This window comes from Aeromonas sp. CA23, from assembly GCF_002587065.1.
GTDB classification, from domain to species: domain Bacteria; phylum Pseudomonadota; class Gammaproteobacteria; order Enterobacterales; family Aeromonadaceae; genus Aeromonas; species Aeromonas bestiarum.
The window spans coordinates 4,691,259-4,705,957 of the sequence record NZ_CP023818.1 but is presented as its reverse complement, the minus strand read 5'-3'; the positions used below and the strand labels follow the sequence as shown (position 1 = coordinate 4,705,957).

The 14,699-nt window shown below is 59.2% G+C and carries 16 protein-coding genes; all 16 read right to left on the bottom strand.

The window, feature by feature from the left end:
* Positions 1-2 precede the first annotated feature (2 nt).
* Entirely contained in the window at positions 3-386 is a 384-nt protein-coding gene (locus CK910_RS21640) for a DMT family transporter (RefSeq protein ID WP_253852778.1), read from the bottom strand.
* 49 nt (positions 387-435) lie between these two features.
* Positions 436-1,128, bottom strand: coding sequence for a hypothetical protein (locus CK910_RS21635; protein WP_098984670.1), 693 nt, complete (start codon positions 1,126-1,128; stop codon positions 436-438).
* A gap of 11 nt (positions 1,129-1,139) precedes the next feature.
* The gene (locus CK910_RS21630; protein WP_098984669.1) at positions 1,140-1,760 is read right to left on the bottom strand and encodes a phosphate propanoyltransferase; all 621 of its coding nucleotides are present in this window, start codon (positions 1,758-1,760) and stop codon (positions 1,140-1,142) included.
* Positions 1,757-2,209 carry a BMC domain-containing protein gene (locus CK910_RS24695; protein ID WP_098984668.1) on the bottom strand — a complete coding sequence of 151 codons (453 nt, stop codon included), beginning with the start codon at positions 2,207-2,209 and terminating at the stop codon, positions 1,757-1,759. The genes CK910_RS21630 and CK910_RS24695 overlap by 4 nt, the downstream gene beginning before the upstream one ends.
* 12 nt (positions 2,210-2,221) lie before the next feature.
* Entirely contained in the window at positions 2,222-3,169 is a 948-nt protein-coding gene (cutD, locus tag CK910_RS21620; protein WP_098984667.1) for a choline TMA-lyase-activating enzyme, read from the bottom strand.
* A 113-nt stretch (positions 3,170-3,282) separates the two neighbouring features.
* Positions 3,283-6,669: a choline trimethylamine-lyase gene (gene cutC, locus CK910_RS21615; RefSeq protein WP_098984666.1), complete on the bottom strand. Its 3,387-nt coding sequence runs from the start codon at positions 6,667-6,669 to the stop codon at positions 3,283-3,285.
* A gap of 25 nt (positions 6,670-6,694) precedes the next feature.
* The gene (locus CK910_RS21610) at positions 6,695-7,849 is read right to left on the bottom strand and encodes a 1-propanol dehydrogenase PduQ (protein WP_098984665.1); all 1,155 of its coding nucleotides are present in this window, start codon (positions 7,847-7,849) and stop codon (positions 6,695-6,697) included.
* Positions 7,850-7,864: 15 nt separating this feature from the next.
* On the bottom strand, positions 7,865-8,122 hold the full coding sequence (locus CK910_RS21605) for a EutN/CcmL family microcompartment protein (RefSeq protein ID WP_098984664.1): 258 nt from the start codon (positions 8,120-8,122) through the stop codon (positions 7,865-7,867).
* 26 nt (positions 8,123-8,148) lie between these two features.
* Positions 8,149-9,735 carry an acetaldehyde dehydrogenase (acetylating) gene (locus tag CK910_RS21600; RefSeq protein WP_098984663.1) on the bottom strand — a complete coding sequence of 529 codons (1,587 nt, stop codon included), beginning with the start codon at positions 9,733-9,735 and terminating at the stop codon, positions 8,149-8,151.
* A gap of 53 nt (positions 9,736-9,788) precedes the next feature.
* Positions 9,789-10,067: a BMC domain-containing protein gene (locus CK910_RS21595; protein WP_098984662.1), complete on the bottom strand. Its 279-nt coding sequence runs from the start codon at positions 10,065-10,067 to the stop codon at positions 9,789-9,791.
* Between the two features lie 13 nt (positions 10,068-10,080).
* Complete coding sequence (locus CK910_RS21590; protein WP_098984661.1) at positions 10,081-10,365, bottom strand: BMC domain-containing protein; 285 nt, start codon at positions 10,363-10,365, stop codon at positions 10,081-10,083.
* 16 nt (positions 10,366-10,381) lie between these two features.
* Entirely contained in the window at positions 10,382-10,660 is a 279-nt protein-coding gene (locus CK910_RS21585; protein ID WP_098984660.1) for a BMC domain-containing protein, read from the bottom strand.
* Positions 10,661-11,398: 738 nt separating this feature from the next.
* Positions 11,399-11,914 (bottom strand): FidL-like protein, encoded by a 516-nt coding sequence (locus CK910_RS21575; RefSeq protein WP_172955391.1) that lies wholly within the window; start codon positions 11,912-11,914, stop codon positions 11,399-11,401.
* The gene (locus CK910_RS21570) at positions 11,914-12,723 is read right to left on the bottom strand and encodes a winged helix-turn-helix domain-containing protein (protein ID WP_098984658.1); all 810 of its coding nucleotides are present in this window, start codon (positions 12,721-12,723) and stop codon (positions 11,914-11,916) included. Before CK910_RS21570 ends, CK910_RS21575 begins: the two co-directional genes overlap by 1 nt.
* A gap of 21 nt (positions 12,724-12,744) precedes the next feature.
* A complete protein-coding gene (locus tag CK910_RS21565; RefSeq protein WP_172955390.1) occupies positions 12,745-13,317 on the bottom strand; it encodes a TetR/AcrR family transcriptional regulator in 573 nt (190 codons plus the stop codon).
* A 413-nt stretch (positions 13,318-13,730) separates the two neighbouring features.
* Complete coding sequence (locus CK910_RS21560) at positions 13,731-14,636, bottom strand: LysR family transcriptional regulator (RefSeq protein WP_098984656.1); 906 nt, start codon at positions 14,634-14,636, stop codon at positions 13,731-13,733.
* Positions 14,637-14,699: the final 63 nt, after the last annotated feature.

The following is a 14,699-nucleotide window of genomic DNA, read 5'->3' as shown; positions in this document are numbered from 1 at the left end:
CGTTAGTTGGCGATCTTGTTGTTCATGGAGGCAGCGACTGGCTCAGCTGGAGTTTCATCGCTCTCCTCGCTGCCCATTTTGGAGAACAGGTTCATGATGACGATGCCGCTGGCAATGATGGCCATGCCGATAATGGCCGCGGTATCCGGATGCTGGCCATAAAACGCCATTCCCAGCGTGGACACCACTAGAATGCCGGTGCCGGACCAGGTGGCGTAGGCAAGCCCAACCGGAATGTCTTTTACCGCGCGGGAGAGGGAGTAGTAGCAGGTGCAATAGAGCAGCACGAGCAGACCGAGCAGCAGCATCTTGGTGGTTCCTTCACTGCTGCCAAACATCTTGAGGGTGGAGGTGGCCGATGTTTCGGACACGATCACCAGCAGCATCCATAGCCAACATTTTGTTTTTGAAGACATACGTTAAACTCCGGGTTTGTTATTTAAGGTAAGGTTGTTTTTCTTTTCTTCTGCTTTTCAAAAAATCGATGGCGGCATCGGTCAGCTGTGCCTCGGCCGTGTGTGCCAGCGCCGGATCCTTCTCTACATCGCTGACCGTGAGATAGCGCCGCGCCGTGCCCGCCGGCACAGGGGCTGCGTCGTTCGCCGTTGCCAGCTTCTCCAGCAGCTCATTCATGGTGCACAGTACAACGCCAATCTCGCCCAGACGGCTGAGCGCTGCCTGCATGTGTCCGGCGTATGGCGTGCCCGGTTGTGCCCCCAGCAGCTGGTTCAGTTCGCTGGCGGGATCGCAGTGATAGCGCAGCGCCAGCACCGGCAAGCCGCTCAGCAGCGCATCGTGCAGCCGCCGGGCAACGGGACTGCGCAGCGAGCCGCTCAGCAGGTCCATCGCCAGCGGGTAGTCGAGAAAGGGCAGCACCAGTGCGCGATAGGGGACGGGCGGCAGGGCCTGTTGCCAGACGCTTGCCGCCACGGTTTCTCCCAGCGGCTGCCACAGCGCGCCATCCTCAATGCCTTCTTCCAGCGCAAGCTGCAGGGGCAGTCCACAGCCGGCCAGACGGTTTCGAATGGCCTGCCGATAGCCCTGGGCCGCGGTCACCATCACCAGCAGTGGCGGCTGCAGGCGCCTGAGCATCTGTTCGACCAGGCGTTCAATCTGTTCGTCGGTCATGGTGATCTCCGTTAGCCGAGCAGCCTGACCTGCGCGCCGTTTTTCAAGCCGGCGGCGTTGGCCTCTTCGGTATCGATGTGAAATTCCAGGGCGAAATCGTCGCGCACCCGTACCACCACCTCATCGAAGGTCAGCTGACGCTCACCGTCGCTGCGCACCCTCACCTTCTGGCCGTTGGTCACGTTCAGCTGGCGGGCGTCTTGTGGCGAGATGTGGATATGACGCCAGGCGCAGATCACCTGGGATCGCAACTCCACGTGGCCGGCGGGGCCGATGAGCAGCGCACTGCCCGTATTTTCCAGCTGGCCGGATTCGCGTACCGGTGCCTTGACCCCGAGGGTGAAGCAGTCGGCGCGGGAGATCTCCAGCTGTGAAACCGGCCGGGTCGGGCCGAGCACGCGAACACGGGTCAGCGAGCCCTTGGGGCCGACCACGGTGACGCACTCCTCGGCGGCAAACTGGCCCGGCTGGTGCAGCGGTTTGAGCGGCGTCAGGGAGTAGCCCTTGCCGAACAGGGCCTCGACATCCTGTTGCGCCAGATGCACATGACGGTTGGAGATACCGACCGGAATTGCCGGTGACGCCAGGTTCAGGCGGCTGGCAATTTTTTGATGTAGCTGGGGGTCGATCATGCTTTCTTCCCTTTTCTTGCCGCGGCCTGTCTATCTTCCGCCTGATCTACTGCAGGCTGCGTGGCTGGCGGAGTGGCCGGTTCGGTATCGGCACTGCTTTGCGGTGGCAGGGCCGGGGCTGCGCTCGTTGCGGGCGTTATCTCGGTCCTGGTGCTGGCCGGCACGCGCGGCGGGTAGCCCTTGAGGTTGCTGAGCGCCACTACCGCGCTTGGCTCCGGACGGGCAATCACCAGTGAATGGACCTGCTTGTCGATGGTGGCGGCCACCGCGACGCCACGCTCGATGGCGGTGTGGATGGCACTGATCTCCCCTTCGAAGCAGACACTCACCAGCCCAGATCCCACCTTGCGGTAGCCGATGCAGGTCACTCCTGCGGCTTTGCAGGCGGCGTCCACGGCCTGAATGGCGGCGACCAATCCTCGCGTTTCAATTACGCCCAAACTTTTCATCGTCGACTCCTGTTAATGGCGGACCAAGCGAATATCGAAATCAAATTGTTTAAAGAAGGTCTCCAGCCGATCCAATTCGTCCGGCGTGTAAGACGGGTCTTGCGTAATCGGGTAGGGCATATCCAGCCGCTCATATTTCTTGCGGCCCAGCTGGTGGTACGGCAGCATGTCGATCCGCAGGATATTTCCCCGTTTCGCCAATTTCTGTACATATTCGATGGCGCCGGTAATGGCATCCCATGAATCGTTATATCCACGGATGAGCGGCATGCGCACAATCACCTTGGCGCCGTAATCAACCAGCCATTCCAGATTGCGGCGAATACCTTCATTGCCGATACCCAGCATCGCCTTATGCTGTTCGCTGTTGATTTGCTTGATATCGAACAAAAAGGTATCGGTGACGGGAGCCAGCTGCTGGTAATTGGCCAGCGAGGTGGTGCCCTGGGTCTCTATGGCGGTGTTGATCATCATCTTCTTGCATTCGCGAAACAGCGCGACGGCAAAGTCGGTCTGCAGGCTCATTTCGCCGCCGCCTATGGTGACGCCACCGCCGGAGGAGATGTAAAAGTCGTAGTCCTGCATGATGATCTCCATCAGCTCGCTGACGGTGACATCCTTGCCCATGATGTCCAGCGCGTGCTGGGTGCAGACCTCTTCGCATTTGCGGCAGCCGATGCAATCTTTATTGCGATCGACGAAGTGTTTCATGCTGCCGTTCTCTTCGGCCCGGTAATGGACCCCGGCCGGACAGACATTCACGCAGTCACCGCAGTTGATGCATTTGTCGTGCGAGAACATCACCTGAAATTGGCTATTCAGTCCTTCAGGATTGGCGCACCAGGGGCAGCTAAGGTTGCAGCCCTTGAAAAAAACCAGCGTGCGAATGCCATCGCCGTCATATATCGAATATTTCTGGATATTGAATATGCGGCCGGTTAGTTCATTATTTTCGATCACGCTTGCCTCCATCTCCGGATATGGCAGGCCGCAGTCGCATTATTTGCGACCCGCCATTGCGGAGTACTTCCGGTTATTTTTTCAATACAGGGACATTGCTATCAACGTATCGATTAGAACTTCTCAATCACGGTACGGCTGATGATTTCGTCCTGTACCTCTTTGCACAGCTCGACGAAATAGGCGCTGTAGCCGGCGACACGCACTATGAGGTCGCGGTACTTCTCCGGCTCCTGTTGCGCTTTTTTCAGCACATCGTTGTCGACATAGCTGAACTGCATCTGGCCGTTGCCGAGGATGGAGGCGGTGCGCAGCAGGGTGATGAGGCCATGCCGCCCCTCCTGGGTATCCAGCAGTCCCTTGAGGAACTTGAAGTTATGCACCATGCCGATGTTCATGGTCTCCACGTTCATCTTGCTGACGGACTTGATGATGGCCGTCGGACCCTGCTTGTCCGCCCCCTGGGTCGGGCTGATACCGTCGGAGAGCGGCATCCAGGCCAGGCGCCCGTTCGGTGTGGCGTTGGTCAGCTCGCCGATGGGCGTGTTGTTGGAGATGGAGAGGGTGCCGTGGCTCAGGGTGGAGTAGAGCATCTTGTATTGACGGCACTCTTTCTCGGTCCACTCTGTGATATCCAGGGCGTACTGGTCGACGTAGTTGTCATCGTTGCCGTATTTGGGCGCATTGAGGCAGTCGCGGCGCAGCGCTTCGTACCCTTCGAAGTTGGCCAGCAGCGCATCGCGAATTTGTTCGAGTGTGTATTTCTTCTCCTCGAACACCAGCTTGCGGATCGCCGCCATAGAGTCGACGTAGGTCGCCAGCCCCGAGAAGATGAGGCCAGGTCCGTGGTTGACCACGGCGCCACCGGCGGCGACGTCCTTGCCCTTCTCCATGCAGCCTTCCACCAGCAGTGACATCAGCGGTTTCGGGGCCACGTCACGGTGCACACGCTGGCTGATCACTGTGCCGATCGCCGACAGGCGAACGATGTGGGCAATCTGCTGCTTCACCGCCGCATCGAACTCCTCGAAGGTGCGCAGCTCACGCAGATCGCCGGTATCCAGCCCCTGATAGCTGTCGAACAGCACCATGCGACCACGGTTGAGCACGAACTCGATGGCGATCGGCCACTGGGTGTATCCGGTGGAGGTCCACTGATAGATGCGCCCCGATTTTTGCGGCTCGACGCAGCCCATCAGGCAGTAGTCGCGGGCGTCTTCAAAGTCGAACCCCTTGCGCAGCATCATCTTGATGTGGGCGTCATCGAAGTGGCAGGCCGGGAAGCCCATTCCCGCCTTCACGACGTCGACGATCTTCTCCATGTATTTCTGCGGCGATTGGTTGTGAATGCGGCAGGCCAGCGATGGCTGGTAGACCTTCACGAAGCGCACTGCATCCATGATGAGGTAGGTCAGGTCGTTGCAGGCATCGCCGCCGCTGCGCTTCTGGCCGCCCACGGTCAGGTTGATGAAGGGCTGATAGCCGGCGAAGTATTTCGCCCCCAGCTCGCTCGACATCCACATCAGCTCGGCACACTTGATGATGAAGGCCTGCATCATCTCGAGCGCGCCATCGTGGGTCAGGCGCCCCTCGCGAATATCGGCTTCGAACATGGGGTAGCAGTACTGGTCGACCCGACCGAGTGACAGACCGGTCTGGTTCTCTTCGATCTCGAACAGCGACTCCACCGTCCAGATGCTCTGCAGCGCTTCTTGCAGGGTCTTCGGCGGGTTGGCCGGTACGTTCTCGTTCACCTCGGCTATGGTCAGCAGTTCGACGCGGCGCTGGGCATCTTGCTCTTTCGCCGCCAGTTCGCGGGCATGGGCCGCGATGCGGCGGGCGTAGTTGACCACACCTTCGCAGGTATCGATCGCTGACTTGTAGTAGTAGATGCGATCGATATCCTCCGGGTTCTCCATGCTCAGCTGCGCGAGATGGGCCTGGGCGTCGGCCTTGATGCCGTTCATCCCCTTGGTGAACAGCAGCACGTCGTAGCCCGGGCAGGTATCGCCGCCCCCGTTGATCTGGTGGTAGGAGAGATCGCTGACGAAGGTCTCGCCGCTGAAGGCCCAGACGCCGGCTTCCCGGTACTGCGCTTCGCAAATCTCATCCAGCGAGCGGCCTTCCCAGAACGGCACTATCTCTTCGCGGATGGTCTTCTTGTCCGCTTCGTTGATTTCAAAGGGATCTTGCGGGCGGGTGCTCATGGTATCGAGCTCGTCGCGCACCCAGCGCCAGGCAATGTCCGGTGAGAAGGCGCCGGCACGTGGCTTGCCGCATGGATGGCCGACGATCAGCTCGTCGTCCTGGATAAGGATGGGGGCGGTTTCGCAGGCGTGACGGAACGCCTTGGCCCGCAGCAAGATGGTCGGCATGCCAGGGTTGGCTCTGACGACTTCAGTAAAGGCGAGTGCCCGGTAGATGGAGACGCTGGGGCGCACGGTCAGATAGTGGTTGCGCAGGCGTTGCAGACGCGGCGTCAGGCCCTCCATCACAGGCGTATCGGCACAGGCGGAGAACGGGGCGGCAGAGACGTGTTGCACCCCGCGAAAGAGGCGTACCGGCAGCTTGAGGGCGCTCAGGTTTTGCTGGGCGCAGAGGAACATCTCGGAGAGCGCGTTGATGCTAGCCTGCTCCAGGCTGGCGCCGTGCAGCAGGGCATCAAACATGGGGTAACCGTCGATGGCGCAGGTGGCGCGCACTTCGCTCAGCTGTGCCAGCTTGAACCACAGGCACTCGACGATCTCGTACGCCTGTGGTTCGGTCAGCGCGCCGTTGGCGATATCGCGCTGGAAGTAGGGCAGCAGGGCCTTGTCCGCCCCTTCCGGGTTGACTGCATAGCTACCGTTATCGAGCTGCAGCGCCAGCTGGAACAGGTAGAAAGACTGGCAGGCCTCTTTGAAGTTGCGTGCAGGGTGAGCCGGTACCTGGTGCAAAATGGCGGCACTGTCACGCAGCTCGGCCTGGCGGAACGGGTTGGTTTCGGCGGCGGCCAGGGTTTCGGCGCTGTTGGCCAGGTTTTGCGCCAGCGCCATCAGGGCATCGCAGGCATGGATGGCGGCGCGACAGCCGTTGACTTCGTCCATGCCGCTGCGGCTGACGGCACTGCCCAGCGCGCGGGTTTTCTCTTCCAGCTGATGTTTGATGGCCAGCACGCCTTTCTCCACCACCAGCTTGTAGTCGGGGGAGTCGATGGCACTGTTCAGATTCAGGAACTGGAAGGTGGACGGGAGATGCGCGGCACTTTCGTCGTGGAAAATGGCGCCGTGCGGTGTGCGGGTCTGGTTGCCGACAATCAACTCGTCGGCGCTGATGGTCAGCGGCAGTTGGCGCATCAGTTCATGGAAGCGGCGCGCCGGTTTGACGGCTGCGGGAGTGCCCGCGATGTCGCCGTCCAGCCCGTTCAGCATAGTGGCGTGTTCGCTGCACAGGGTGCTGGTGTGCGCCAGTAAACGTTCAGCCAGCACGTTGACGCGCGGCGTTAAGTTGTAGTGTGCCATGGGTAAGGTTCTCCAGTTCTTGTTCTCAGTGGCTCGGGGCGGGGTAGCCGCACCATGCCTTGCGATAGAGTTCGGTTAGTGCTTGGGCATCCGGCGCGCGCGGGTTGGTCGGGGTGCAGTTGTCGCGCAGCGCCTGGCTGACCATCTCCGCCAGACGCTGGTCGAAATCGGCTGCGATGACGCCGGTATCGCCAATCCCGGTCGGCATCTTCATCTCCTCTTTGAGCGCCTGGATGGCCACCAGCAGGCTGTTGACCCCCTCGCGCGGCGTCTGGGCGGGCAAGTCCAGCAGGTGGGCCAGGCGGGCATACTTGTGGGCGGCATGGGTATCACACTGTCCGTCGCGGTCGGCGTTCCATGCCACTACCTGTGCCATGAGGAGCGCGTTGGCACGGCCGTGCGGGACGCGGAACACGCCGCCGAGAGCATGGGCCAGGCTGTGGGTGATGCCGAGCGAGGCGTTGGTGAAGGCCATGCCCGCCATGCAGGAGGCGTTGTGCATCTTCTCCCGCGCCAGCAGATCGTGACCGTCGCGCCAGCAGGCGGGCAGGTAGCGAAAGACCTGCTGCACCACCTTCTCTGCCAGTGCGTCGGAAAAGTCGCTGGCCGCTCGGGAGACATAGGCCTCCAGCGCATGGCACAACACGTCCATCCCGGTGTCGGCGGTGATGGCTGGCGGCACCGATGCCACCAGCGAGGGGTCAAGAATGGCGATATCCGGCAGCAATGACGGGTCGACCAGCACCAGCTTCTCGCTGCGGGCTTTCACCACGGAGAAACTGGTCACTTCGGAGCCGGTGCCACTGGTGGTCGGAATGGCCACGAAGCAGGGGCGCTCGCGGCTCACATCCGGTTGTGTTTTCGCCAGGGCGAACATAACCGCTTTGGCTGCGTCAATCACCGAGCCGCCGCCCAGCGCGATCACCAGATCCGGATAGCGGCTGTCCATGAGCTTCATGCCGCGTACTATCGTGGTGATATCCGGGTCTGCCACCACATCGTCCCAGAGCTGGAAGGCGATGCCGCGCTGGCGCAGGATCTGCGTCACCCGGTCGGCCAGGCCAAACTTCACCATCATCTGATCGGTGACCAGCAGCACGTTGCGGGCGGGCAGCTCGGTCAGGACGGACAGCGCGTCCTGACCGAAGCGGATTCGGGGTTTCAGCGAAAATTCACTCATTGGGCTATTCACTCCTCAAGCGTCCCGAAACACGTTCTCGACGATGGCGACCACCGACATGGCCTTGTAGCGGTCTCTGTTGAGCGCGAGATACTCCTCGGCTAGTACTATGTCGTGCATGCCTGCGCCGACGCTGTCGACGGCGACCCAGGAGCGGTCCTTCATCGGTTGTTGCTCATCGTCCAGCTGGGTTATCAGCAGCAGGTTGCTGCCGCGCAGCTCATCGCACTTCTGCGTGGCGACGACATGTCCGGTTACCTTTGCGAGAATCATGGTTTTTATCGCCTTATCTCAATGCGTTACTTGCCAAGGCGCTCAAGCATCTGACGGATGACGCGCTCCACGTTCTGCTCGCTGATCTCGCCGCCGACCTCGACCGTGGCGCCGGCAAAGCGGTCATCGGCCGAGTTGCAGGCCTGTACCGGGGAGGTGAAGCGGGCGTCATCGAGGATGCTGCAGCGCGGATCCGCGGCCTGGGTGACGATGATTGGCTGCGGTGCAATAGGCTGATCGGGGGCGCGCAGTTCCTCGATGGAGCGCACGCCGTAACCCACCTTGCGGATGTTGAGCAGGTTCATCGGGCCGACGTTGTCGGAGCTGGAGCCGCCACCGACGGCACCGCACCCGAGCGTCAGTGCCGGCGTGAGGTTGGTGGTGGCCCCGATGCCGCCGAGGGCGGCTGGGGTGTTGATAAGAATGCGGTTGACCGGTTTTTCGAGGCTGAACTGGCGGACCACGTCCTGATTGCGGGTATGGATCACCAGGGTGTGACCCAGACCTTCGTTGGTCAGCAGCTCGACCACGCGATGGCAGGCGGCACGCCACTCCTCTTCCACGTACAGGCCGAGTACCGGGCACAGCTTTTCACGGGAGTAGGGGTTGTTGTGGGAGACTGTGGTCTGTTCGGCCACCAGCACGCGGGTGCTGGGGGGGACGCTGAAACCGGCCAGTTGGCTGAGGTAGGTCGCCGTTTTGCCCACCACCTTCGGGTTGATGGTGCCGTTCGGGCGCAGCAGCAGGGCGGCCATCTTGGCGGCTTCACCCTCGTTCATGAAGTAGGCGCCCTGGGCCGCCAGCTCGCGATGAACCTCGTCGTAGATGCAGCTTTCGACGATGATCGACTGCTCGGACGCGCAGATCACGCCGTTGTCGAAGGTCTTGCTGGTGATGATGTCCTTCACCGCCTGGTGAATGTCGGCGCTGCGTTCGATAAAGGCCGGGCCGTTGCCCGGACCGCCGCTGATGGTCGGTGTGCCGGAGGCATAGGCCGCGCGCACCATGCCTTCGCCACCGGTTGCCAGGATCAGTGATATGTCCTTGCTGTGCATCAGCTCGGAGGTTGCCTCCAGGGTCAACTGGGTGACGCCGTCCACTATACCCGCAGGGGCACCGGCGGCTTCGGCGGCCTGCTTGACGATTTCTATGGCTTTCCAGCTGCACTGGCGTGCGCCCGGGTGCGGCGAAAAGATGATGGCATTGCCGGCTTTGAGGGCGATCAGCGTTTTGTAGAAGATGGTGGAGGTCGGGTTGGTGGAGGGCACCAGCGCGCAGAGCACGCCAAGCGGCACCCCCACATCCATCACTTTTTTCTCCTGATCGTCATGAATGATACCGACGGTCTTCATCTCTTTGATGGCATCGTAAACGCGCAGCGAAGCAAACCGGTTCTTCAGAACCTTGTCCTGCCAGTTGCCGAAGCCGGTCTCTTCAGCGGCCATTTTGGCCAGCACTTCGGCGTGGCGCGCGGCTTCTTCGGCTACGTTCTTCACGATGGCGTCGATTTTCTGCTGCGAAAAGGTGGCCATGATCACCTGTGCCTGTTTGGCGTTGCGCACCAGTTCTCTCGCGTTCTGGCGGGAGAGCAAATCGGTATCGAGTTCAATCATGAATCTGTCCTTCATCAGACTAAAAAAGTGCGGACGGGGCGTGCCCTATCGGCTCATGCTTTGTGCTGTTCCGCGATCTTTTCGATGTCGTTGTGCGGTCGTGCAATGACACGAAAAGTGATCACTTCGCCAATACGCTTCGCAGCCTCGACACCGGAATCTACCGCTGCTTTCACCGCGCCTACGTCCCCTTTCACCATCGCGGTAACCAGTCCCGAGCCGACGTTTTCATAGCCGATAAGCTCGACGTTGGCGGCTTTGCACATCGCATCTGCCGCTTCAATACAGGCCACCAGACCTTTGGTTTCGATAAGACCAAGTGCTTCTTTCATTGGTTTGCTCCGGTTATTCCATGATTTTGTAATGTGCGACTATCTTGTTGATGTCGTTGTGCGGACGCGCGATAACCAGCGAGGTCACCACTTCACCGATGCGCTGTGCGGACTCCACGCCGGAATCCACCGCGGCTTTCACTGCCCCCACGTCGCCTTTCACCATGGCGGTGACAAGGCCGGAACCAACGTTTTCATAGCCGATCAGTTCGACGTTGGCGGCTTTACACATGGCGTCCGCCGCTTCAATGCAGGCCACCAGGCCTTTGGTTTCAATCAAACCCAATGCATCACCCATTTGAGATCTCCCGGCTTTAAGCCTTGTGTTTAATGACGATTTTGTTGATGTCGTTATGCGGGCGAGCGATGACCAGCGAGGTCACCACTTCACCGATGCGCTGTGCCGATTCCACGCCGGAATCCACCGCGGCTTTCACCGCCCCCACGTCCCCTTTCACCATGACGGTGACCAGGCCGGAGCCGATGTTTTCATAGCTGATCAGCTCTACGTTGGCGGATTTGCACATGGCATCCGCAGCGCCAATGCAGGCCACCAGCCCCTTGGTTTCGATAAGCCCCAATGCATCACCCATGGTGATCTCCTCAGAACAGGTTGTGTTGTGTGATTAAGGAAAACCGTCCGTGGCACGGCGTTGAGCCAGGGTTGCGGCGTTCAATCGCCACTATAGGTACTGGCAGCATTTGTGGAATTTGAATCTGAAAAATAGTGATATTTAGTTTGTTATTCTGAATTTATGATTTTTATAAGCCGTATTTATATATTCATGCTGCGGCCGCGAGGCGGTTTTCGCCTTGTATAAGGCCGAATTCAGGCTCATGAAAATATCGTCGGTCTATGTTAATGGCTTGTTGGGTAATGGAGGCCGAGAGGTAATTTGGCCGGGCGCTAACTGTGGCGGAGATCATGTTTTGCCGGCGACGCTAAATGTAAAAACCGAGCCGGATGTGACGGGAAGGAGGGATGAAGGCGGTGAGGTGACCATTGCGGCGGGTCAGAGGGGGGAGGTTGCATTGGGATCGGGGCGCGGGTCGTGTGCATGCCAGCGCGAGAGCGCATGGGTCGGGCAGGAAAATCTGAAGGAGCTGGTCCTGCTATGCAATGTGTAAGGGCCGTCTTGTCGGTATAGGGTGTGCAGCCGGGGGAAGGGATCGGGGGGCAATCACCACTATGCTGCCTGCATGCTAAAGGGCTGGCAGGCCGCATGAGGGCGGAGCCATCAAGGGGGCTTGAGCACGTCAGGTGGTCGGGGCAGGGCGGTATGTGCCGCGTCATCGACGCTTGGGTCGGGGCATCCGCAGTATTGTCGGGACTAGTTCAGCTCGCTGCCGGATTTGAGGGTGCAGATCCAGAGCGGAGAGTTGATGGAGCTCAGCAGTATGGCCTGCTGATTGAGCCGTTGTGCACTCAGAAACAGCCCATCGTGGCTGTCGGACATCTCGCGCATGAAGTAGTCAAAGATCACGTCCGGAGACTGATCGATGGAGGAGGCGCTCGCTTCCCATTTGTTGATGCGGTACTGACGCTCGGTGGCGGAGACCCGGCTGCTGCTGTAGGTAAACGTGACGTAGCGCTGGAGGTAGAGCCAGCTTGCGGCTGAATCGGTATAGCCTTCAACCACCATGGAGCCCTTCCCCTGGCGGCCAAAATTGAAGTGGATGTTGCCGTTGACGTTCTCTTTGTTCATGTCTTCAAAGCGCATGATGCCTTTAGTGGCGCAGCTCATGACACCGTCATTTTCTTTGGGCAACTGACACAGGGCATAGGCTGCCGCAGCGATGAATACCGTGCAGGACAAGAGAAAGAAGGGACGCGGCGCAAGTCTCATCACGGCTTCCAGGAGTAGTAGAAATAGTTGTCGCAGTAGCTGAACGGGTTGTCTTCGTGCATGGCGCAGTGGGCCAGAAATACCCGGCCCAAGCCGTTGGTTTCCAGTCTGTCCCCGTAGAAAAACAGGAAACGTTCGCCGGGTTTGCAACTGATGTTCAAACGCTGGCGCACCTGGTCGAAATGCTCACCGTAGGCCGCGGCGCTGACCGAGCGCAGCATCTCGTCGCTGGCCAGCAATTCGCACTGGTTATTGGGGATCCCGGTCAGTGTGACGGGGCGGGGCTCACGGGCATTCAATAGACCGAATGCCACCAGCAGCAGGGCAAAAACGAGCATGCAGCCACCCGCGATATACCAGCATATGCCTCGTGAACGGGGAGTGAGAGGAAGTTGCCACTCGGCAGGGTCGAGTACCGGTTCGGGGGTTGTCACCGTAGATGGCGGTGGCGCTATTTCAATGGGCGGTGCAGGCGCATTATCAATAGGCTCAATGTTGACCTCGGGATTGAGCTGCAAATAACCGCGCGATACCGTGATGATGATATTGTCGATATCGTAGTGGCGAAAGGCCTTGCGCAATATGCTCAGGTATTGGTTGAGATTGCTGTTCGATGACGTTAATCCGTTATCGTCCCAGACTTTTTTAAGCACCTCCTCGCGGCTGATGATCCCGGTATTTCGCAAGAAAAAATAAAACAGCGCATTGGCGGTGATGGACAATTGGCTATCCGGCTCAACACTTTCCCGCTGAGTCAAGGAACCATCGGTCGCGTCATAAATGAAGCGGGCATTGATGTGGTAGCGCATCTCGGCCTCAGCTCATGCACTTCACGTGGGAAGCGTCATATTATACAGGGTCTCCACCAGCGCCTGACGGTGCTCGGCGCTCATGGTGCGCCCTTCGGTCAATTCCGATAGCCAGATGCCGTCCGCGGCATAACGTACCAGTGTGCCGGTATGGCTATTATCCAGTTCATCGCCTTGCGCCAGATGCGTCAGCATCCAGTCACGCCAGCATTTTCGCAGCACCGGTTCGTCCGGCATGGCCAGCGAGAGCACCATCAGCTGGCGACTCTCCTGGGTGTCCGTCAATTCAGGGGCGGAAAGATAGTGCAGGTAAGCGCGAGTAAAGCGACCATAAGAAGTCGTATCCGCCGTCATCAGTGTTGAAATGGCCTCTTCCATGATGGCCAGCAGACGCGCAAACAGGGCAAAGATCAGCGCCTGCTTGTTGGGGAAGTGGTGTAGCAAGCCACCCTTGCTCACCCCGGCTTCATAGGCAACGGCATTCAACGACAGGGCGGCGATACCATCCCGGCCAGCGATGGTGGCTGCCGACTCCAGCAGTTGTCGATAAAGACGTACAGGGTCTTTTTTTCTATGTTGGGTTTCTATGCTCATGGCGCAATCATACCGACCAGACGGTATGATCATTCTTGATCGCCATCAATGTGAGGAAAGGGGGGCGGGAGTAAAAGTTGTTATTGTGTGGTGCTTCACAAATAACCTTTAAATAACGATAAAAGAGTCGGTTTAAATATTTAAATTGGATTCGATTGAGAGCTTGAATTATCTGTTGATTACGACTCGCTTATCTCCTTGTTAACGTATCTCCAATCAAGAATAACTATTTTAAGGAGTTGGGATAGGGATTAAGTTGTCATTTATTTACCTCATTGCAGAAATCATATTTCTGAGGGCTCATCTCTTTTTGTTAACCACATGGCGACTGTTTTTTAGCGGGAAGGTATATATTTCTGCCATCTTTGGCTATGGCAGAAATATCGAGGGGAAGTTCGCCTGTTGGCATCACCTTATTTTTCAAGATTGTCATCCGCCTCTTGCACCAGTTCAAGGAAGGCGCGTATGGCGGGGGTGATGCTGTGCTGACGAGTAATAAAGACGGTGCTGCCGGCCTCGAGCGGCTCAAGGGGCTGGCAGACCAGATCCGAGAGCTGGCTGGCGGAGCGGGCGAGGCCCGCGCTGACGATGGCCCAGCCCAGCCGATGGCGCACCGCGCTCACCAGGTGGAACAGGGAGTCTGTCTCCAGCACCACCTTGAGCGGGATCCCCGCCCGTTCGGCGGCGAGATCCAGGTATCTGCGAAACTGCATGGAGCGGCTTGGCAGTACCAGGGGTCTGTGTTGCAGACTGGCCAGGGTCATGGGCTCGGAGCAGGGGAGAGGCTCAGCCGCGCCGCGGTTCATCAACACGGCCATCCGGTTGTGACCCTGTGGGTAAACGCGGAAGGCGCGCCTGCCAGGTTCGCCGGGGGGCTCGTCAAACCCCAGGCCTATGTCGCACTGGTGCAGCGCCAGCTGTGACAGCAGGGCCTCGTTGCTCAACACCGACAGGCGAATGACGATATCGGGGTAGCGCTGCTTGCAGCGGGCGATGAGCGGCATTATGTCGACGTTGGACTGCGGCACTATACCGATGCGCAAGGTGCCCGACAACTCGCCGTGAAACAGCGCCAGCTCCTGCTTGAGTGCCTCCTGTTCCAGCAGCATCCGCTCGGCATACTGGCGCACCAGCTCGCCCGCCTCTGTGAGAGCGACGAACTGGCTGGTGCGCACCACCAAATCCGTGCCCAGGTTCTTCTCCAGCGCCGTGATGCTGGCTGAGAGGGTGGGCTGGGTGATGTGGCAGGCCTTGGCGGCCTTGGCAAAATGCCGATGCCTGGCCAGTTCGTGAAAATAGTGCAGCTGCTTGATATTCATGACGGTGTTGCGCGGCGTCGGGCGGGATGATGCTTAAAATTAATCAATTGAAAATTCATCGTC